Origin of the sequence: Microbacterium sp. (genome assembly GCF_031178525.1) — a bacterium.
Classification (GTDB): domain Bacteria; phylum Actinomycetota; class Actinomycetes; order Actinomycetales; family Microbacteriaceae; genus Microbacterium.
This window is the reverse complement of sequence record NZ_JAPSJA010000024.1, coordinates 1-18,590: the sequence shown is the minus strand read 5'-3', so window position 1 is coordinate 18,590 and position 18,590 is coordinate 1. Positions and strand designations below refer to the sequence as shown.

Below are 18,590 nucleotides of genomic sequence, written 5' to 3'. Positions count from 1 at the left end.
CGCGCGCGATCATCAGGCCCCAGTCGTACCTGGACACCGAGGGCGCGGGCGAGTGGTGGCTGGCGAGCGACCTGGACGAGATCGCCACGGGCGGCGGAACACTGGCCGAGGATCACGTGCTCGGCGTTGGCGGCGCCTCACTCACGCTCGCGGCCCTGCAGCTGCCGACACCGGCGGAGCGCGTGCTGGATCTCGGCACCGGATGCGGCATCCAGGCGCTGCGGGCGCGACGGTACGCCGCATCGGTCGTGGCGACCGACCTGTCCGAGCGGGCGCTCGCGTTCACCCGGCTGAACGCGCTGCTGAACAGCGACGACGGGATCGAGACCCGCCGGGGCAGCCTGTTCGAGCCCGTGGCGGGAGAGACGTTCGACCGGATCGTGACCAATCCGCCGTTCGTGATCACGCCGCGCGTCGCGGGCGTGCCCGGATACGAGTACCGTGACGGCGGGCTCGTGGGCGACGCGCTCGTCGAGCAGGTCGTGCGCGCCGTCGGCCCGCATCTCCGGGCGGGCGGGCCGGGGGTCCCCGGCGGCGTCGCCCAGTTGCTGGGCAACTGGGAGACGCGCGACGGCATCGACGGACTGGAACGGGTGCGCGCGTGGGTCGCGTCCTCCCCCGTGCCGCTCGACGCGTGGGTGGTCGAGCGCGAGCAGCTGGATCCGATCCAGTACGCCGAGATGTGGATCCGCGACGGAGGCACGACACCCGGCTCGCCTCGTCACGACGAGCTGCTCGCCGCGTGGCTCGAGGACTTCTCCGCGCGCGGCGTCACGGCGATCGGGTTCGGCTACGTGCTGCTGCGCCGCCCCGCCGGATCGCCCGCGCTCGCGCGGTACGAGCGGGTGCCGCACGCGATCCCCTCGGAGGGCGGGCTCGGCGTGCACCTCGCACAGGCGCTCGCGGCGCACGACAGGCTCGTGGACATGGACGACGTCGCGCTCGCCGCGGCGACGCTGCGCACGGCGGCCGACGTGACCGAGGCGCGGCATCACCTGCCCGGCATGGGCGACCCGCAGGTGATCGAGCTGCGGCAGGGAGCGGGGTTCGGCCGCGCGATCCAGGCGGATCCGGGGCTCGCGGCGCTGGTCGGCGCGTGCGACGGCGACCTGCCCGTCGGTCCGCTCATCGCGGCGATCGCCGACCTGCTCGAGGCCGACGGCCCCGCCCTGCGCGCCGAGCTGCTGCCGCGCGTGCGGGAGCTGCTCGTGGACGGGTTCCTGACCTTCGCCTGAGCCGTGGGAGGGCGGCGGAGGCTCGTCGGGGCCTCCGCGGCACTTCGAGACCGGTCACGCCACGGCGACCAGGGCGACCGCGGCCGCGCACGCGGCGAGACCGACGGCCTGGCTGCGGTGGATGCGCTCGTGCAGCACCAGGGCGGCCAGGATCACGGTCGCGGCCGGGTAGAGCGACGCGATCACGGCGACCACGGTGAGCAGTCCCTGCTGCGAGGCGAGCAGGAACAGCGTCAGCGCGACGGCGCCGAGCATGCCGGGCAGCAGCGCCAGACCGGTGCGTCGCCACGGCAGCCGCAGCGGTGCGCGCACGGCCAGCACGACGATCAGCAGCAGGACCGCGGCGACCACCATGCTCGCCGCGTTGGGCCACAGCCCGGCCTCCTCGCGCACCTGGCCGATCGCCGCGAAGTAGGCGCCGAAGCCCGCCCCCGCGAGAACGCCGTCGCGTACGGATGCGGCGACGCCCTCGCGCGTCCCGCCCGCCGGATCCGGGGCGCGCGCCACGAGCCAGATCGCCGCGAGGCCCACCGCGATGCCGACCCAGGTCAGCGCAGCCGGTCGCTCTCCCGTCGCCACGCCGACGACGATCGGCACGCCCGCGCTGACGACGGCCGAGACCGGCGCGACGACGCTCATCCGGCCGCTCGCCAGCCCGCGATACAGGAACGCGGTGCCGAGCGCCGACCCGACGCCCGCGACCGCCGCCCAGAGGAGGTCCAGCCGGTCGGGGCGACCGCCGACCCACAGCGCCAGCAGACCGGCAGTGAGCAGCGAACCGATCTGGCCCCAGAACGCGATCGTCCAGGCGCTGTGCCGCTTCGAGAAGACTCCCCCGAAGAAGTCGGAGACGCCGTACGCGACCGCCGACGCGAGCGCGAGCAGGATCGCCGTCATCCCGCCAGGCTAGCGGCGGTGCACGAGACGGCAGACGGAGGGGTGCCGGCGCGGCTCTCTAGACTGGCTGCATGCTCAACATGGCCGACGGTGTCGCGCGTCTCGGCGACCTGGCGGCCTCGCCGGTGGTGGCCGCGCTCGCCCGCGCGTTCGCCGACGCCGGGCACGACCTCGCGATCGTCGGCGGTCCCGTGCGCGACGCGCTGCTGGGCCGTGCGACGCACGACCTCGACTTCACGACGGATGCGCGACCCGACGACATCCTGCGGATCGTCACGCCGATCTCCTCGGCGCAGTGGGACATCGGCCGCGCGTTCGGCACGATCGGCGCCCGCGTGCGCGGCGAGCAGGTGGAGATCACGACCTACCGCGCCGACAGCTACGACGGCGTCACGCGCAAACCCACCGTGGAGTTCGGCGACACGCTCGAGGCCGACCTCGTGCGCCGTGACTTCACCGTCAACGCCATGGCACTGCGCGTGCCCGAGGTCAAGCTCATCGACCCGACCGGCGGCGTGGAGGACCTGATCGCGGGCGTGCTGCGCACTCCGATCGATCCGCGCATCAGCTTCGGCGACGATCCGCTGCGAATGCTTCGCGCCGCGCGCTTCACGTCGCAGCTCGGCTTCGAGGTCGAGCCCGGCACCCTCGGCACCATCGAGGCGCTGCGCGAGACGCTGTCGATCGTGAGCCCTGAGCGCGTCCAGGGCGAGCTCACGCGCCTGCTGGCGACGGATCATCCGGTGAGCGGGATCCGCGTGCTGGTCGACACGGGGCTGATCGAGGAGTTCCTGCCCGAGGTCTCGGCGCTGCGCCTGGAGGTGGACGAGCACCACCACCACAAGGACGTGTACGAGCACTCCCTGACCGTGCTGCGGCAGGCGATCGAGCACGAGCACGAGCGCTTCCCCGGACAGGAACCGGATGTCGCGCTGCGCCTCGCCGCGCTGCTGCACGACATCGGAAAGCCCCGCACCCGCAAGCTCGAGAAGGGCGGAGCCGTCACGTTCCACCACCACGACATCGTGGGAGCGCGGATGGCGCGAAAGCGCCTGCAGGCGCTGCGGTTCGACGGCGACACGATCGACGCGGTGACGAAGCTGATCGAGCTGCACCTGCGCTTCTTCGGCTACGCCGAGGGCGCCTGGACCGACTCGGCCGTGCGCCGGTACGTGCGCGACGCGGGCTCTCAGCTCGAGCGCCTGCACATCCTGACGCGCGCCGACGTCACGACACGCAACCGACGCAAGGCGCAGCGCCTCGCGACGGCCTACGACGACATCGAGGCGCGCATCGTGGTCCTGCGCGAGCAGGAGGAGCTCGACGCCATCCGGCCCGAGCTCGACGGCAACCGCATCCAGCACGTGCTCGGCATCGCGCCCGGTCCCGAGGTCGGCAAGGCCTACCGGTTCCTGCTGGACCTGCGCCTGGACGAGGGTGTGCTCGGCGCCGACGAGGCGGAGCGCCGCCTGCGGGAATGGTGGGCCGGGCAGGGCTGAACGCGGCACGCCTCCCGTGCCTCGGACCGCCGTTCGGATAGGCTCGGCATTCGACTTCCCGTCCCTCGCGCATCCCCGTGCCGAGGGACGGTGCCGCCACGAACAGCACTGCGAGGCCGAACGTGACAGACTCCCCCGCCCCCGACGCCCCCCGAAGGCCGCTGCGCATCCTGATCGGCGCCGACACCTTCGCGCCCGACATCAACGGCGCCGCGCGCTTCGCCGAGCGACTCGCGGCCGGACTCGTCCAGCGCGGGCACGACGTGCACGTCGTCGCGCCGAACAGGCGCTACGCCGACGAGCCGAACCGCACCGAGACGGTCGAGGGCGAGGCGATGACGCTGCACCGCCTGCCGTCGGTCCGGCTCTGGTGGCACGAGTGGCTGCGCTTCGTGTGGCCGTGGCGCGCCAAGCACCACGCACGCCGCGTGCTCGACCGCGTCAAGCCCGACGTGGTGCACATCCAGTCGCACATCGTGATCGGGCGCGGCCTCGCGCGCGAGGCGCGCAAGCGCGGCATCCGGATCGTCGCGACGAACCACGTGATGCCGGAGAACATCCTGGATCACACGACGCTGCCGGACTGGGCCAACGATCTCCTCGTGAAGCTCGCGTGGAAGGATGCGGCGCGCACGTTCCGCCTCACGTCCGCGGTCACGACTCCGACGCGCCGCGCGGCCGACTTCCTCGAGTCGGCGATCGACATCTCGGGCGTGATCCCGATCAGCTGCGGCATCGACCGCACGCAGTACACGGCCGACCTCGAGCCGCGCTCCGAGAACCGGATCGTGTTCGTCGGTCGGATGACGGCCGAGAAGCAGGTCGACGTGATCCTTCGCGCGCTGGCGAAGCTCGACCCGGCGCTCGATGCCAAGCTCGACCTCGTCGGCCAGGGCGACCAGGAGCACGCGCTGCAGGCGCTCGCGGCAGAGCTGGGCGTGCAGGAGCGCGTGACGTTCCACGGCCTGTCGACCGACGCCCACCTGCGTGCGACGCTGACGCGCGGCAGCGTGTTCGCGATCGCCTCGATCGCCGAGCTGCAGTCGATCGCCACCATGGAGGCGATGGCATCGGGTCTGCCGATCGTCGCGGCGAACGCGGTGGCGCTGCCGCACCTGGTGCACGAGGGCGAGAACGGCTACCTGTTCGAGCCCGGCGACGTCGACGACCTCGCCGCGAAGCTCGCGACCGTGCTCACCGCCACGCCCGAGGAGCGCCTGCGTATGCAGCGCGCATCGCTCGAGGGCGTGCTCGTGCACGACATCAACCGCACGCTCGACACGTTCGAGGCCCTGTATCGCGGCGCGGCGCCGCACGTCCTCCTGGATCGTCGCGGCGAAGCGCAGCCGGCCTAGCGATCGGGGTCACCGCGCGTGCACATCGTGATGTTCGCGGATCAGCACGTCGAGTCGCTCGGCGGTGCTCAGGTGTCGACGCGCCTGCAGCGCCGGTATCTCGAGCGCGCGGGGCACACCGTGACGATCGTCGCGCCGCGCCGGCATGGGGCTCGCGCGGCGATCAACGCGGATGATCCGGGTTACCTCGATCTGCCGTCGATGCCCCTCACGCCGGATCGGGAGTACTCCCTCTCCTGGCCCGGCCGCGCCGCCGATCGGGTCGTCGACGCCGGCATGGCGCGGCGGCCGCAGCCGGACCTCGTCCACGTGCAGGCCGACTTCTGGGGCGCGTTCCTCGGCTACCGCTACGCCGCCCGGCACGGCCTCCCCGTCGTGCACACCATGCACAACCGTGTCGACGTCGGCATCGAGGCCACCGCGCCGTTCCCCGGTCTCGTGCTGCGCGCGCTCAACGCCTGGCGCCGCACCGCGCTGAGAGGACGCGCGGGCGGCGCGCGCACCGGCTCAGACGGCTGGGCGTACCTGCGCGGTCTGGCGCGCGGAGCCGGCGCCGTGACCGCGCCGTCCCGTCACTTCGCGCGGCGCCTGGAGGCGCACGGCGTGTTCACGCCCGTCGACGTCGTGTGGAACGGGATCGACGACGACCTGCTCGATCGCGTGCGGGCCGAGGCGCCCGCCGCGCCGGTCGGCGGTCCCGCGCGGTTCGTGTGGCTCGGCCGGATGAGCCCGGAGAAGCGCCTGCTGCCCTTCCTGGAAGCGCTCGCACGGGCGGATGTCGCGTGCGAGGTCGAGGTGATCGGCGGCGGGGCGCAGCTGGCGGCGGCGCGCAAGCTCGTGACGCAGCACCGGCTCGCGGTGCGCTTCGCGGGGAAGCTGCCGTACGACGAGGTGCTGCGGCGCATCGCGGCGGCGGACGCGCTCGTGCAGACGTCGATCGGCTTCGAGACCCAGGGAATGACGCCGTTCGAAGCCGCCTCGCTCGGCACGCCGGCCGTGATCAGCGACCCCGACATCGCCGACGAGATCGGCACGGGGGTCTGGCGCGTGGATGCGCCGCCGGACGAGGCGGGACGCATCCGCGCGCTCGCCGCCGCGCTGCGCCGCGCGGCGGACGACATCGCGGCCGGTACCGCTCCTGCGCCCGATCCGGAGATGCCGACGAAGTTCCGCCAGTCCTCCCGGACGGCCGCGATGGTCGCGGTCTACCGGCGCGCGGCGGGCTAGCGACTCAGTCGCGGTCGGGGACGCGCAGGGCGTCGGTGCGCACGCGGCCGTAGCCGTCGATGCGCACCTCGTGCAGCGTTGCTGCGATCGCGGCGATCGAGAGGATCGCGAAGAGGATGAGAATCAACATGGCAGTCATCCTGCGCTTGCGCTGATCCTGCCAACAGTGGCAGGATCGTCACATTCCGCAGGAATACTGCCACTGCTTCCGTCCCCTCCGAGGAGCCCTCATGAGAACCGTCGCGTGCATCGTGCAGGAGGGCTTCGCGCCCTTCGAGTTCGGCGTCGCGTGTGAGGCGTTCGGCCTCGACCGGACCGATTCCGGGATCCCGAACTTCGACTTCCGGATCGTGACACCGGACCCCGGGGCCGTGCCGTCGAAAATGGGCTTCTCGATCAACGTCGACGACGATCTCTCCTTCGCCTACGAGGCGGATCTCGTCGTCGTCTCTCCCACTCCTCACCAGTACTGGGGCAACGCGGACGAGCGCGTGCTCGACGTCATCCGGCACGCCGATGCCCGGGGCGCGTGGCTGCTCAGCGTCTGCAGCGGGTCCTTCGTCCTCGCCAACGCCGGCGTGCTCGACGGCCGCCGCGCGACGACGCACTGGATGTACGCCGAGACCATGGCGCGCATGTATCCGGAGGTGGAGGTGGATCCGGACGTCCTCTACGTGCAGGACGGGCGCATCATCACCAGTGCCGGCACGGCCGCGGGTCTGGACGCGTGCCTTCACCTGCTGCGCCAGGAGCTGGGCGCCGAGGCGGCGAACATCATCGCGCGCCGCATGGTCGTGCCGCCGCAGCGCGACGGCGGGCAGGCGCAGTTCATCCTGAAGCCGCTTCCCGAGACGACCGGACTCTCGCTCGCGCCGGTCGCCGACTGGGTGCTGGAGAACCTGCACCTCGACCTGAGCGTCGAGCAGCTCGCCAACCGCGTGCACATGTCGCCGCGCACGTTCGCGCGCCGCTTCAAGGCCGACTACGGCACCACTCCCGCGGCGTGGATCGCGCGCCAGCGCATCATCCAGGCGCAGCGCCTGCTCGAGCAGACCGAGTGGGGGCTCGACCGCATCGCGGACGAGTGCGGGTTCGGCTCCGCGGCCGTGCTGCGTCAGAACTTCTCTCGCGTGCTCGGCACCACGCCGACCGCCTACCGCGCCCGCTTCGCCTGCCCGCCCGCGACGCCGGAGGTCGCGGCAAGCGCTGCCGCCTGATCCGAGGCGGATCCGCCGGCAGGTGCGGCATCCGCGCGCGAAGCGGCGGCCGCACCGGTCGACGGCGCGGGTCAGCCGGCGAACACGCGCATGAGCGCCGGGAAGAGGCCGCTCCAGAGTGCCAGCTGGATCAGTGACACGACGTGATAGCCGAGGGCGATCGCCGGGAGCACCTTGCGCGGATGGCGCAGGCCGATGATCGCGCACGCTGCCCCGACGAGCATGAGCACCAGCGACCCGACGCCGAGCGCGCTCGCGAGGGCGGAGATCGGCAAGGACAGCTGGTTCACGAGGACAGGCAGGAACGCGTTGAGCACACCCGCGAGGGCGACCAGGCCCGCCAGGGCGAGTGCGACGATCGCCAGCACGTTGGGTCCGTCGGCTCGGGACGCGGGCGGGGCCGGCTGGGGAGGGATCGTCGTCATCGCGCGCTCCTCACAGCACCGTCATGGCCGCGTGCACGGCGAACTGGATGATGCTCAGGATGGCGCTCAGGACGGGCGCGATGCCGACGCCGATGGCCACGCCCGCGAGCACCACGCGCGCGCGCCGCGAGACGGCGATGGCCCCCGCGACGATCGCTCCCACGCCGAACAGGGTCGCGATGAGGCGCACGGGCAGGCTCGCCAGGCCGAGCGCGGAGAAGTCGGTGGATGAGAGCACCGCGGCCTGGACGACGATCTCGGCGAAGATCGCGAGGATCACCGCGACCGCACAGATCGCCGCAATGGTCACGGGAGTGCTGCCTCGTGCCGGCGGCGGGGAGGCCGGGCCCGGCGCCGCGTACGGCGGCGGGTCGTACGGCGGGTCCGCGGGAGTGGTCACGGGGCCAGGCTAGCGGTGGGTGGGAGTGGTGCTGGAGGCTCTATCGCAGGGGCGAATAACCCTGATAAACTTGAGCGCGAGCGACTCAACTTTAGTGAGCCGTCGTTCGGCTTGGTTTTCCGAGATGTGAGGAGGGGCTGTGACGGATCAGAAGCAGGAGCAGCAGAGCGCGCTCGAGCAGTTCGGCATCGACCTGACCGAGCGGGCGCGCGCGGGGAAGCTCGATCCGGTCATCGGACGCGACTCGGAGATCCGGCGCGTGAGCCAGGTGCTCACCCGGCGCACCAAGAACAACCCGGTGCTGATCGGCGAACCCGGCGTCGGCAAGACCGCCGTCGTGGAGGGCCTCGCGCAGCGCATCGTCGCGGGCGACGTGGCCGAGAGCCTCAAGGACAAGCGCCTGATCAGCCTCGACATGTCCGCCCTCGTGGCCGGTGCGATGTACCGCGGCCAGTTCGAGGAGCGGCTGAAGAACGTCCTGAAGGAGATCACCGAGTCGGAGGGACAGGTGATCACGTTCATCGACGAGCTGCACGTGCTCATGGGAGCGGGAGGCGGCGAGGGATCCGTCGCGGCGTCCAACATGCTCAAGCCCATGCTCGCGCGCGGCGAGCTGCGCCTGATCGGCGCGACCACGCTCAACGAGTATCGCGAGTTCATCGAGAAGGACGCCGCGCTCGAGCGCCGCTTCCAGCAGGTGTACGTGGGCGAGCCGTCCGTCGAGGACACTGTGGCGATCCTGCGCGGGCTCAAGGGGCGCTACGAGGCCCACCACGGAGTGACGATCACGGACGGTGCGCTCGTCGCGGCCGCTGCGCTCTCGAACCGGTACATCCCGAGCCGTCAGCTCCCCGACAAGGCGATCGACCTGATCGACGAGGCGATGAGCCGGCTGAAGATGGAGATCGACTCGTCCCCCGTCGAGATCGACCAGCTCAAGCGCCAGGTCGACCGCATGCGCCTGGAGGAGCTCGCGCTCAAGAAGGAGAAGGACCCCGCCTCCAAGGAGCGCCTGGCGAAGCTGCGCGAGCAGATGGCCGCGTCGGAGGCCGAGCTGCGCACGCTCGAGGAGCGCTGGGCGCGTGAGCGCGGGGGCCTCAACCGCGTGGGTGACCTGAAGAAGCGTCTCGACGCCGCCGTGACCGAGCGGGACCGCGCGCTGCGCGAGGCCGACTACGCGAAGGCCTCCAGGCTGCAGTACGAGACCATCAAGCAGCTCGAGGCCGAGCTGGCGGAGGCGGAGAAGCAGGCGGAGGCGGCGGGCGAGGAGCCGCGCATGGTCAACGAGCAGGTCACGGACGACGACATCGCGCAGGTCATCGCGTCGTGGACGGGCATTCCGGTCGGGCGCCTGCTGCAGGGCGAGACCGAGAAGCTGCTGCACCTGGAGGCCGAGCTGGGCCGACGCCTGATCGGTCAGAAGGAGGCCGTGAAGGCCGTCGCCGATGCGGTGCGCCGCTCGCGCGCCGGCATCAGCGATCCGAACCGGCCGACGGGATCCTTCCTGTTCCTCGGCCCGACGGGTGTCGGCAAGACCGAGCTCGCGAAGGCGCTGGCCGAGTTCCTGTTCGACGACGAGCACGCCATGGTGCGCATCGACATGTCGGAGTACGGCGAGAAGCACTCGGTGTCGCGCCTCGTCGGCGCCCCTCCCGGCTACATCGGCTACGAGCAGGGTGGCCAGCTCACCGAGGCGGTGCGGCGTCGCCCGTACAGCGTCGTGCTGCTGGACGAGGTGGAGAAGGCCCACCCCGAGGTGTTCGACGTGCTGCTGCAGGTGATGGATGACGGCCGCCTCACGGATGGCCAGGGCCGCACCGTCGACTTCAAGAACGTGATCCTGATTCTGACGTCGAACCTCGGCTCGCCGATCCTGATCGACCCGACTCTGCCGGCCGACGCCAAGCGCGAGCAGGTCCTGCAGCTCGTGCGCCAGGCGTTCAAGCCGGAGTTCGTGAACCGGCTCGACGACATCGTGATGTTCCAGGCGCTCAGCCACGACGACCTCGCGCAGATCGTCGAGCTGCAGGTCGACCTGCTGCAGCGTCGGCTGTCGGATCGCCGCCTCACGCTGGCGGTCACGCCCGACGCGCGCGCCTGGCTGGCCGACCGTGGGTACGACCCGATCTACGGTGCGCGCCCGCTGCGGCGCCTGATCCAGGCGGAGATCCAGGACCGGCTCGCGCTGGCGATCCTGTCGGGCGGCGTGCGGGACGGCGACACCGTGCGCGTGGACGTCCCGGCGGACGGATCGCAGCTCGTGGTGACAAGCCAGGGACAGAGCGCACCGCCCGCGCCGGAGGAGGACGAGGACGTCATCGACGCCGAGATCGTCGAGGACTGACCCCCCTTCCCGGTTGCCGAAACCACATCATGTGAACGAGAGCACACGATCCGGACGCGCCGAACCGTGTGCTCTCGTTCAGCGGATATGGTTTGGGCGCTCGCGCGGTCTCAGGCGTCGACGGTGCGGATCGGCACGCCGCGCACGCCGACCTCGGCCCGGAACAGCGCGCCGGCGACCGGCTCCTCGTGTGGCTGGAGACCCTCGCGCGACGTGGTGACGTAGAGCGTCGTGCCGTCCGGGCCGCCGAGCGCGCACGAGGTGACCTGCTGGGCGCCCACCTCCACGATCTCGCTCAGGACGCCGGCGGCATCGTAGCGGCGCACGGCCGCGCCGCCGTACAGAGCCGTCCAGACGCCGTCCTCGGCGTCTACGCACAGGCCGTCGGGGTGACCGGCGTCGTCGGGAACGGCGACGAGCGGTCGCCGATCCCGCAGCTCCCCGTCGACCACGTCGAACACGTCGATCCGGCCCGTCTCCGTGTCCGTGAAGTAGGCGCGGCTGCCGTCCGCGGTGAATCCGAGACCGTTGGACACCGTCAGGTCTCCGAACAGGCGCTCCGTCGTGCGATCCGCGTTCAGCCGCCACATGGCGGCGACGCCCGGCGACTGGTCGTACGCCATCTGGCCGGCGAGCAGCCGTCCGCGGGGATCCACGCCGCCCTCGTTGAAGCGCACCGGCCCGTCCCACAGGTCGGGGGTCTCCCACTCGCGGCGATCGTCGGCGTCGTACGCGGCGAACGCGCGCTCAGTGGCCACGACGAAGCCACCCGACGTGCGCGGACGCAGCAGCGCGGCGACGGGCGAGTCGACGTGGAGGCGCCGCACGGCGCCGCTCGCCTCATCCAGCGACATCACGTCGCCCGCGAGCATGTCCACGAAGCGCAGTCCGCCCCATCCCTCGTGCCACACGGCGCCCTCGCCGTGGTACGTCACGGAGTCGGTGATCTGGTCTGCGCGGGGCATGGTCCTCCTGTCGTGCGGGTGGGGCTCCTGCCGAAGACGCTAGCCGCAAGTCGGCCGCCGCGCGCATACGGCGAAGGGCCGGCGGGAGTCATCCCACCGGCCCTTCACGGCGCGTGACCGCGTGAGCGGCCCGAGGGGATTAGACGTTGACGATCAGCGAGTCCGCGATCGGGCGGCGGGTGCGCGGGGCGATCTCGCGCTCGCGCAGCGCCTCGGGAAGCGCCTCGAGGTCGCCGAACTCGCCGAGCGCCGTCACGGTGAACGGACGCTCGTTCTGCGCCAGGCTGAAGTGCGCGGCGATCGCGGCGGGGTCGAAGCCGGTCATCTGGTGCACGACGAGGCCGTCGTGGTGCGCCTGCACCGACAGGTGAGCGACGGCCTGGCCCAGGTCGTACAGGGCCGTCGGGATCTCGCGCCCCTCGTCGTCGTGCGTCACGGCGACGGCGACGAGCAGCACGGCGGCGGCGGGGGCCCACGCCTGGTTGAAGCCCATCAGCGTCTCGGCGATCGCGGTGTGCTCCGCGGTGCCGCGGCGCGCGACGATGAACTTCCACGGCTGGATGTTGTTCGCCGACGGCGTCCAGCGGGCCGCCTCGAGCGCGCTCGAGAGCTTCTGCTCGTCGATGGGAGCGGTCGCGTCGTAGGCGCGGGGGCTCCAGCGTCCGGCGAGGACGTCGAGGACGGGGTGGTCGGTGACTGCGGTGCGATCGAACGTGGCAGCGCCCATGCGGGTTCTCCTTGTTGCTGGGATGGAGGTCATGGGCGCCGTTGCCCTCGGGGGTGTGCAACCGCCGAGCGCCGGATTGTATTCCGGTGAATCGAACTGATGGCGGAGACGACGAAGGCGCGCGCCCCCGTGAGAGGTGCGCGCGCCTTCGATCCCGCGCGTGATCAGCCCTTCAGGGCCTCCGAGAGCTTGACCCGGGCGCCCATCCGCAGCAGCGAGTTCTCGTAGATCTTCGCACCGAGCGCGATCACCACGAGGCAGGTCGCGAGCATGATCGCGAGCGATACCAGCGGCTCCCACCACATCGCGTCGCCGAAGAACAGCCGGATCGGCATGGCCACGGGAGCCGAGAAGGGCACGTACGACATGATCGCCATCGCGACGGGGTTCTCGCCGAGGAACAGCACGAGGAAGTACGGGATCATCGTCAGCCACATCACGGGCGTGAGCGTCGGTCCCGAGTCCTCCTGCCGCGAGACGAGCGATCCGGCCGCCGCGAACATCGCCGCCAGCAGCAGGAACCCGAACAGGAAGAACACCGCGAACCACACGATCGGCGTGCCGAGGCCCTGCAGCACGTCCGTCTGGCCGGTGACCACGAGACCGATCACGGCGACCGTGATCAGCAGCAGGATCTGCCCGATCGCGAGGATGGCGTTGCCGAGCACCTTGCCCGCCAGCAGCACGCGTGCGGGGATCGCCGAGATCAGGATCTCGATCACGCGCGTCTGCTTCTCCTCGATCACGCTCATCGTGATGGGGGAGCCGAACGTGATCGCGGCGCCCATGAAGACGACGCCGAAGATGATGCCCAGGATGTAGCGCATCGGTCCTTCGTCATCGGCTTCAGGATCGAGCAGCTCGATCGTCGGCGCCACCGACAGGAGCGACACGAGCGCATCCGGCGCCTCCTGCTCGGCGATGATCAGGACGCCGGTGGGCGAGGCCGGGTCCGCCAGCAGGGCGGCCTCGACCGTGCCGTCGGACACGAGCGCCTCCGCCTCGGAGCGATCCGCGATCGGGGTGACCTCGAGCCCGTCCGCGTCGGGGAGCTCGGCCGCGACGTCCGATGTGGCGGCGATCTGCGTCGTGCCCGCCGAGCCGGCCTGGAAGCCCATCCACAGCACGCCGGCGAGGGCGAGCAGCAGCAGGATGGCTGTGGAGATGAGGAACGACCGGCTGCGGAGCTTGCCGCCGATCTCGCGCTCGGCGACGAGCCAGACGCCCTGGGGGGCCGAGAGCGTCGCCTCGGGGCGCTGGCGCGTGGGCGCCGGAGCGGGCGCTGTCGTGGTGCTCACTGGATGACCTCCTTGAAGATCTGCGCGAGCGACGGACGCTGCGGCGCGAACGCCGCGACCTCTCCGCGCTCGAGGGCGCCGCGCAGCACGCGCTGCGCGACCTGGTCGTCGGCGGCGTCGAACACCGCGTAGCCGCCGTCGAACTGCACGACGTCCACGCCGGCCTCGTCGCGCAGCCACCCGGCGTCCGCGGACGAGATCAGCTCGAACCGGCGCGACGCGTGGTGCGCGCGCAGCTCGTCGCGTGATCCGTTCGCGCGGATGGTGCCGCCCGCGATGATGACGAGGTCGTCGCACAGGCGCTCGACCACGTCCAGCTGGTGCGACGAGAACAGCACCGAGACGCCTGCCGCGGCGCGCGCCTGCAGCACGCCCGCGACGACGTCGACCGCGAGCGGGTCGAGTCCGGAGAACGGCTCGTCGAGGATCAGCACCTCGGGGTCGTGCACGAGTGCCGCCGCGATCTGCGCGCGCTGCTGGTTGCCGAGGGACAGGGCCTCGATGTTGTCGTTCAGCCGCTCCCCCAGACCGAGCTGCTCGAGCAGTGCGGTCGCGCGGGTCGTGGCGGTCTCCTTCGAGATGCCGTGGAGGCGTGCGAGGTACACGATGTGCTCGAGGACGCGCATCTTCGGGTAGAGGCCTCGTTCCTCGGGCATGTACCCGAAGCCGCGGCGGTCGGCGGCGTCCAGGCGCGCGCCGTTCAGCGTGACCTCTCCCCCGTCGAGTGACAGCAGGCCCAGCACGATCCGCATCGTCGTGGTCTTGCCGGCGCCGTTCCCGCCGACGAAGCCGGTGAGCCGGCCGGGTGCGACGTCGAACGACACGTCGTCGAGCACCCGCCTCTCGCCATAGCTCTTCGTGATCCCGCTCAAGGTCAGCATCCGCGATCCCTTTCGTCCATGCATCCCACGCTAGGGATCCGGGTCTCGTCCCGACTCCCCCGTCGGGTGGATCTTCGCCCTCCCCCGTGCGGCGGATGCCGAGGAGGGCCCGCGACGGTGTGGGTCCGCGCCTTCTGGGGCGGGTCAGGTGGGGCCACGACCAAGCGGGTGAGGCCGCGAGCGGGCCTCAGGTGAGGCCGTGGCGATGCGCGTAGACGACCGCCGCCACCCGGTCGCGCGCGCCGAGCTTCTGCAGGACGTTGGAGACGTGCGTCTTCACGGTCGCCTCGCCGATGAACAGGCGCTCGGCGATCTCGGCGTTGCTGAGCGCGTCGGCGAGCAGACGGAGCACCTCGCGCTCGCGTTCGGTCAGGCCGGGATCCGGCGCCTGCCGCGCGGCGGTCGTGCGCGCATGGCGCTCGATCACGCGGCGCGTCACCTCGGGTGCCAGCAGCGCGTCGCCCGCGGCCGCGACGCGGACCGCGGCGACGAGCTCTTCCGGGCCCGCGTTCTTCAGCAGGAACCCGCTCGCGCCCGCGTCCAGGGCGGCGAACAGGTAGTCGTCGCGGTCGAAGGTCGTGACGATCACGACCTTCGGGGCGTCGTCGTGCTCGAGGATCCGCGCGGTCGCCTCGATCCCGTCCATGCCGGGCATCTGGACGTCCATCAGGATCACGTCGGGCGACAGCTCGCGCGCGACCGCGACGGCCTCGGCACCCGTGGCGGCCTCACCGACGACCTCGACGCCCGAGGCCTGCAGGATGGTCCGGAATCCCATGCGCATCGTGGCATGGTCGTCCACGAGGAGCACGCGCGGGTTCATACGGCGCCTCTCGCGTTGACCGGCACCCGGACGCGGACAAGGTAGCCGCCGCGCTCGCGGGGACCGAACTCGACGGACCCGCCGGAAGCGATCGCGCGTTCCCGCATGCCGAGCTGGCCCAGACCGGGGCGGGCGACGGGGCTCGTGCGGCCGGTGTTCGTGACCTCCAGCTCCACGGCGTCGGAGTCGTAACGCAGGCGCATGTCGGCCGTGACGTCGGGGCCCGCATGACGACGGGCGTTCGTCAGCGCCTCCTGCGCGACGCGATACAGGTTCACGTGCACGGTCTCGGGCACGTCGATCGGCTCGCCCACGACCGTGAAGGTCGTCGGCGTGCCCGCCGCGGTCATCTCGTGCGCGAGTTGCGCCAGGCCGGTCAGGCGCAGCGTCGAGGCCTGCTCGTCCCCCGCTTCCGGCGCACGCAGCGTGTCGAGCAGCAGGTGCAGCTCGTCGATCGCACCGCGTGCCGACTGCTCCACCGCCGTGAGTATTCCCCGTGCGGCATCCGGATCGGTGTCGAGCACTGTGCGTGCCGCGCCCGCCTGGACGCCCATCGCCGAGACGTGGTGCGCGACGACGTCGTGCAGCTCGCGCGCGATGCGCACGCGGTCGAGCATCACGGCCTGGGCGGCCGACATCTCGCGCTCCTCCTCGAGCTCGCGCGTGCGTCGGCGGAGGGCGTCGCGATCGCGCGCCGCGGCGTAGGCGCGGTCACCGAGGTAATACGCACCGCCGAAGTAGGCCACGTTGATGAGCCACAGGATGAGCATGTACGCGACGTAGGGCGAGAAGGCGCCCGCGGTGTCGGGCATGTTCTCGTTCGGGTTCATCGCTCCGAGGTAGGTCGACACCAGCATCCAGACGAACATCGCGAGGATGATCAGCCAGCGTGCCCATGCGGCGCGACGCCGGTCGTCCATCCAGGCGCCCACCGTGTAGAACGCGACGAACATCGTCACCTGGCTGACGTACAGCTCCGCGAGCTCGAGTGACGTCCCGGCGAAATACGCGGCCGCGATCGTCACGGCGACCGCGACGGGGAACCGGCGGCGCACCGCGAGGGGCAGCGTGGTCAGGGCCGCGAACAGCAGCGGCCATGCCCCCGCGTCGTCACGGAAGCTGAACAGCTGCGACAGGGCCGAGAGCGTCACACTGAGGACGGCCGCCACGAAGAGCGCGCCGGCGAGCACGACGTCGGCCCGCAGGTCGCGGCGAGTCGGCCGCGTGCGCGGCGCGACCTGGGGTGCCGTCGTGAGCCCGCCGGTGCCGCTTGGTTCACGCGTGAGAAGCGCCATCCTCCCACGGTACGGATTCCGCGACGCGGGGTCCTCCCCCGCGCGACGGACATCCGCGTCCGGGATGGCTTGACAGTGTTGCTTGTTTTTTGCAAGCATGAGCTCGCCGACGGGCGATATCGAACCGGCGTCGCCCATCCCACCCCGTGCGAGCTCGCGCACCCCGCAAAGAAGCAGGAGAAGGTCATGCCCACCAACGTCTTCGTCAATCTCCCCACCGCCGACCTGCCGAAGGCCAAGGAGTTCTACGCCGCGCTCGGCGCCGAGATCGTGCCCGAGTTCACGGACGACAACGCGGCCTGCGTGAAGTGGGACGACAACGTCTTCTTCATGGTGCTGACCAGGGAGTACTTCGGCACCTTCACCGACAGGACCGTTGTCGACCCTGCCGGAGCGGCGCAGGTCATCACGGCTCTCAGCCGCGATTCGCGCGAGGACGTCGACGCCATCCGTCAGCGGGTGCTGGACGCGGGCGGCTCCGAGCACAAGGACCCGCAGGACTACGGCTTCATGTACTCCGTGAGCCTTGCCGACCCGGACGGCAACATCATCGAGTTCCTCTGGATGGACCCGGTCGCGGCGGAGAAGGGCCCCGAGGCGTTCATGGCCGAGTCGACGGGAGCCTGACCCGTTGGCGACACGCAGCTACGGGCAGTACTGCGGCGTGACGACGGCGGTAGAGCTGGTCGCGGAACGGTGGGCGCTGCTCATCGTCCGCGACCTGCTCGTCGGGCCGCGGCGCTACACGGACCTGAAGCAGGGACTGCCCCGGATCCCCACCAACATCCTCAGCACGCGCTTGAAGGAGCTGCAGGACGGCGGCGTCGTCCGCCGCGTGCCGATCCCGCGATGCGGGCTGGTGTACGAGCTCACGCCCTATGGGCGCGAACTCGAACCGATCGTGCTCGCGCTGGGGCGATGGGGGTTCCAGAGGATGGGCGACCCCGCGGAGGGCGACGTGGTCTCTCCCGATTCGCTCACCATGGCGCTGCGGACGGCGTTCCGGCCTGCCGCGACCGTCGACATGCCGACGACGACCTACGAGCTCGGTGTGGGGCCCGTGACCCTCGGGGCCCGCGTCGCCGGAGGAGCGCTGGAGGTCTGGCAGATCGCTCCCGCCGCGCCGCCCGTCGGCGGCACGCTGCCCGACCTGCAGCCGGACATCCGGATCGCCGCCGGCCCCGCCATCCGGCGCGTCATCTCCGGGGAGCTGACGCCGTCCGACGCGATCGAGCAGGGGCACGTGGTCGTCGTCGACGGGGATCCGGCGCTCCTGGAGCGCTTCGCCGCGACGTTCCACATCGATCCCGGCGTCGCCGCCTGAGGCGCGTCAGCCGAAGATCATCGGGACGTCGTCGTCCTCGTCCGCGCCCGGGAAGTCGAGGTCGACGACGACGGGGACGTGGTCGCTGGGGGCGTCGCCCTTGCGCTCATCCCGGTGGATCGCGGCGCCCGTCACGGCGTCGGCCAGAGCGCGGGAGCCGAGGATGAAGTCGATCCGCAGGCCCTGATTGCGCGGGAACTTGAGAGCCTTGTAATCCCAGTACGTGTAGCCCTCGGGCACGAGCGGGCGCACGACATCGACCACGCCGGCCGACTCCAGGGCCGCGAACGCCTCGCGCTCGGCGGGGGAGACGTGCGTCGTGGCGCCCTCCACGACCTGCGGGTCGCCGTTGTCGGCGTCCGTCGGGGCGATGTTGAAGTCGCCGACCAGCGCGAGGGGCAGGTCGGGATGCGCCGCGAGGGTCTGCCGGGTGTGCTCCTCGAGGGCCTTCAGCCAGTGCAGCTTGTAGACGTAGTGCGGGTCGAGCAGCGAGCGTCCGTTCGGCACGTACAGGCTCCACACCTGCACGCCGCCGACGGTCGCGCCGATCGCGCGAGCCTCCTGCGGCGCATCCGGACCGTCGTGGTCCTTCAGGAAGCCGGGCATGCCGGTGAAGGCATACTCCACGTCCTCGATGGGCTCGCGGCTCGCGATCGCGACGCCGTTCCACTGATTCAG

19 protein-coding genes are annotated in these 18,590 nt (G+C 71.4%); 8 read left to right on the top strand and 11 right to left on the bottom strand.

All coding sequences use genetic code 11. The features are described 5' to 3' along the window. Positions 1-1,235: methyltransferase (locus RIF89_RS03295; protein ID WP_309067733.1), on the top strand; the 1,235-nt coding region annotated here is incomplete at its 5' end. A gap of 54 nt (positions 1,236-1,289) precedes the next feature. On the opposite strand, the gene RIF89_RS03290 is transcribed toward RIF89_RS03295, so the two are convergent. Next, the gene (locus RIF89_RS03290; protein WP_309067732.1) at positions 1,290-2,132 is read right to left on the bottom strand and encodes a DMT family transporter; all 843 of its coding nucleotides are present in this window, start codon (positions 2,130-2,132) and stop codon (positions 1,290-1,292) included. 71 nt (positions 2,133-2,203) lie between these two features. Here RIF89_RS03290 and RIF89_RS03285 point away from each other — a divergent pair, with 71 nt between their 5' ends. The 3 genes from RIF89_RS03285 (at position 2,204) to RIF89_RS03275 (ending at position 6,213) form a co-directional block, all read left to right on the top strand. Beyond that, a complete protein-coding gene (locus tag RIF89_RS03285) occupies positions 2,204-3,631 on the top strand; it encodes a CCA tRNA nucleotidyltransferase (protein ID WP_309067731.1) in 1,428 nt (475 codons plus the stop codon). A 122-nt stretch (positions 3,632-3,753) separates the two neighbouring features. Next, positions 3,754-4,986 (top strand): glycosyltransferase, encoded by a 1,233-nt coding sequence (locus RIF89_RS03280; RefSeq protein ID WP_309067730.1) that lies wholly within the window; start codon positions 3,754-3,756, stop codon positions 4,984-4,986. Positions 4,987-5,004: 18 nt separating this feature from the next. Continuing rightward, entirely contained in the window at positions 5,005-6,213 is a 1,209-nt protein-coding gene (locus tag RIF89_RS03275) for a glycosyltransferase (RefSeq protein WP_309067729.1), read from the top strand. Positions 6,214-6,217: 4 nt separating this feature from the next. On the opposite strand, the gene RIF89_RS03270 is transcribed toward RIF89_RS03275, so the two are convergent. Continuing rightward, positions 6,218-6,343 (bottom strand): hypothetical protein, encoded by a 126-nt coding sequence (locus RIF89_RS03270; RefSeq protein ID WP_309067728.1) that lies wholly within the window; start codon positions 6,341-6,343, stop codon positions 6,218-6,220. Positions 6,344-6,443: 100 nt separating this feature from the next. Here RIF89_RS03270 and RIF89_RS03265 point away from each other — a divergent pair, with 100 nt between their 5' ends. Next, positions 6,444-7,430 carry a helix-turn-helix domain-containing protein gene (locus tag RIF89_RS03265; protein WP_309067727.1) on the top strand — a complete coding sequence of 329 codons (987 nt, stop codon included), beginning with the start codon at positions 6,444-6,446 and terminating at the stop codon, positions 7,428-7,430. A 71-nt stretch (positions 7,431-7,501) separates the two neighbouring features. Here RIF89_RS03265 and RIF89_RS03260 read toward each other — a convergent pair whose 3' ends face one another. Both RIF89_RS03260 and RIF89_RS03255 read right to left on the bottom strand, forming a co-directional pair. Next, on the bottom strand, positions 7,502-7,855 hold the full coding sequence (locus RIF89_RS03260) for a hypothetical protein (RefSeq protein WP_309067726.1): 354 nt from the start codon (positions 7,853-7,855) through the stop codon (positions 7,502-7,504). A 10-nt stretch (positions 7,856-7,865) separates the two neighbouring features. After that, a complete protein-coding gene (locus RIF89_RS03255; RefSeq protein WP_309067725.1) occupies positions 7,866-8,255 on the bottom strand; it encodes a hypothetical protein in 390 nt (129 codons plus the stop codon). A gap of 139 nt (positions 8,256-8,394) precedes the next feature. Here RIF89_RS03255 and RIF89_RS03250 point away from each other — a divergent pair, with 139 nt between their 5' ends. Then, positions 8,395-10,599 (top strand): AAA family ATPase, encoded by a 2,205-nt coding sequence (locus RIF89_RS03250; protein WP_309067724.1) that lies wholly within the window; start codon positions 8,395-8,397, stop codon positions 10,597-10,599. Between the two features lie 110 nt (positions 10,600-10,709). On the opposite strand, the gene RIF89_RS03245 is transcribed toward RIF89_RS03250, so the two are convergent. The 6 genes from RIF89_RS03245 to RIF89_RS03220 form a co-directional block, all read right to left on the bottom strand. Then, a complete protein-coding gene (locus RIF89_RS03245; RefSeq protein WP_309067723.1) occupies positions 10,710-11,564 on the bottom strand; it encodes an SMP-30/gluconolactonase/LRE family protein in 855 nt (284 codons plus the stop codon). A gap of 139 nt (positions 11,565-11,703) precedes the next feature. Next, complete coding sequence (locus RIF89_RS03240) at positions 11,704-12,291, bottom strand: nitroreductase family protein (protein ID WP_309067722.1); 588 nt, start codon at positions 12,289-12,291, stop codon at positions 11,704-11,706. A 164-nt stretch (positions 12,292-12,455) separates the two neighbouring features. Further along, positions 12,456-13,589, bottom strand: a complete 1,134-nt coding sequence (locus RIF89_RS03235) for an ABC transporter permease (RefSeq protein WP_309067721.1) — start codon at positions 13,587-13,589, stop codon at positions 12,456-12,458. Next, positions 13,586-14,470, bottom strand: coding sequence for an ATP-binding cassette domain-containing protein (locus RIF89_RS03230; protein WP_309067720.1), 885 nt, complete (start codon positions 14,468-14,470; stop codon positions 13,586-13,588). Before RIF89_RS03230 ends, RIF89_RS03235 begins: the two co-directional genes overlap by 4 nt. A gap of 187 nt (positions 14,471-14,657) precedes the next feature. Further along, the gene (locus RIF89_RS03225; protein ID WP_309067719.1) at positions 14,658-15,293 is read right to left on the bottom strand and encodes a response regulator transcription factor; all 636 of its coding nucleotides are present in this window, start codon (positions 15,291-15,293) and stop codon (positions 14,658-14,660) included. Continuing rightward, positions 15,290-16,588 (bottom strand): sensor histidine kinase, encoded by a 1,299-nt coding sequence (locus RIF89_RS03220; RefSeq protein WP_309067718.1) that lies wholly within the window; start codon positions 16,586-16,588, stop codon positions 15,290-15,292. The genes RIF89_RS03225 and RIF89_RS03220 overlap by 4 nt, the downstream gene beginning before the upstream one ends. Positions 16,589-16,774: 186 nt before the next feature. On the opposite strand from RIF89_RS03220, the gene RIF89_RS03215 reads away from it, so the two are divergent. After that, positions 16,775-17,215 carry a VOC family protein gene (locus RIF89_RS03215; protein WP_309067717.1) on the top strand — a complete coding sequence of 147 codons (441 nt, stop codon included), beginning with the start codon at positions 16,775-16,777 and terminating at the stop codon, positions 17,213-17,215. Between the two features lie 4 nt (positions 17,216-17,219). Then, positions 17,220-17,912, top strand: a complete 693-nt coding sequence (locus RIF89_RS03210; RefSeq protein WP_309067716.1) for a helix-turn-helix domain-containing protein — start codon at positions 17,220-17,222, stop codon at positions 17,910-17,912. A gap of 6 nt (positions 17,913-17,918) precedes the next feature. On the opposite strand, the gene RIF89_RS03205 is transcribed toward RIF89_RS03210, so the two are convergent. Then, positions 17,919-18,590 (bottom strand): exodeoxyribonuclease III (locus RIF89_RS03205; protein ID WP_309067715.1); only part of this gene is annotated, 672 nt, incomplete at its 5' end.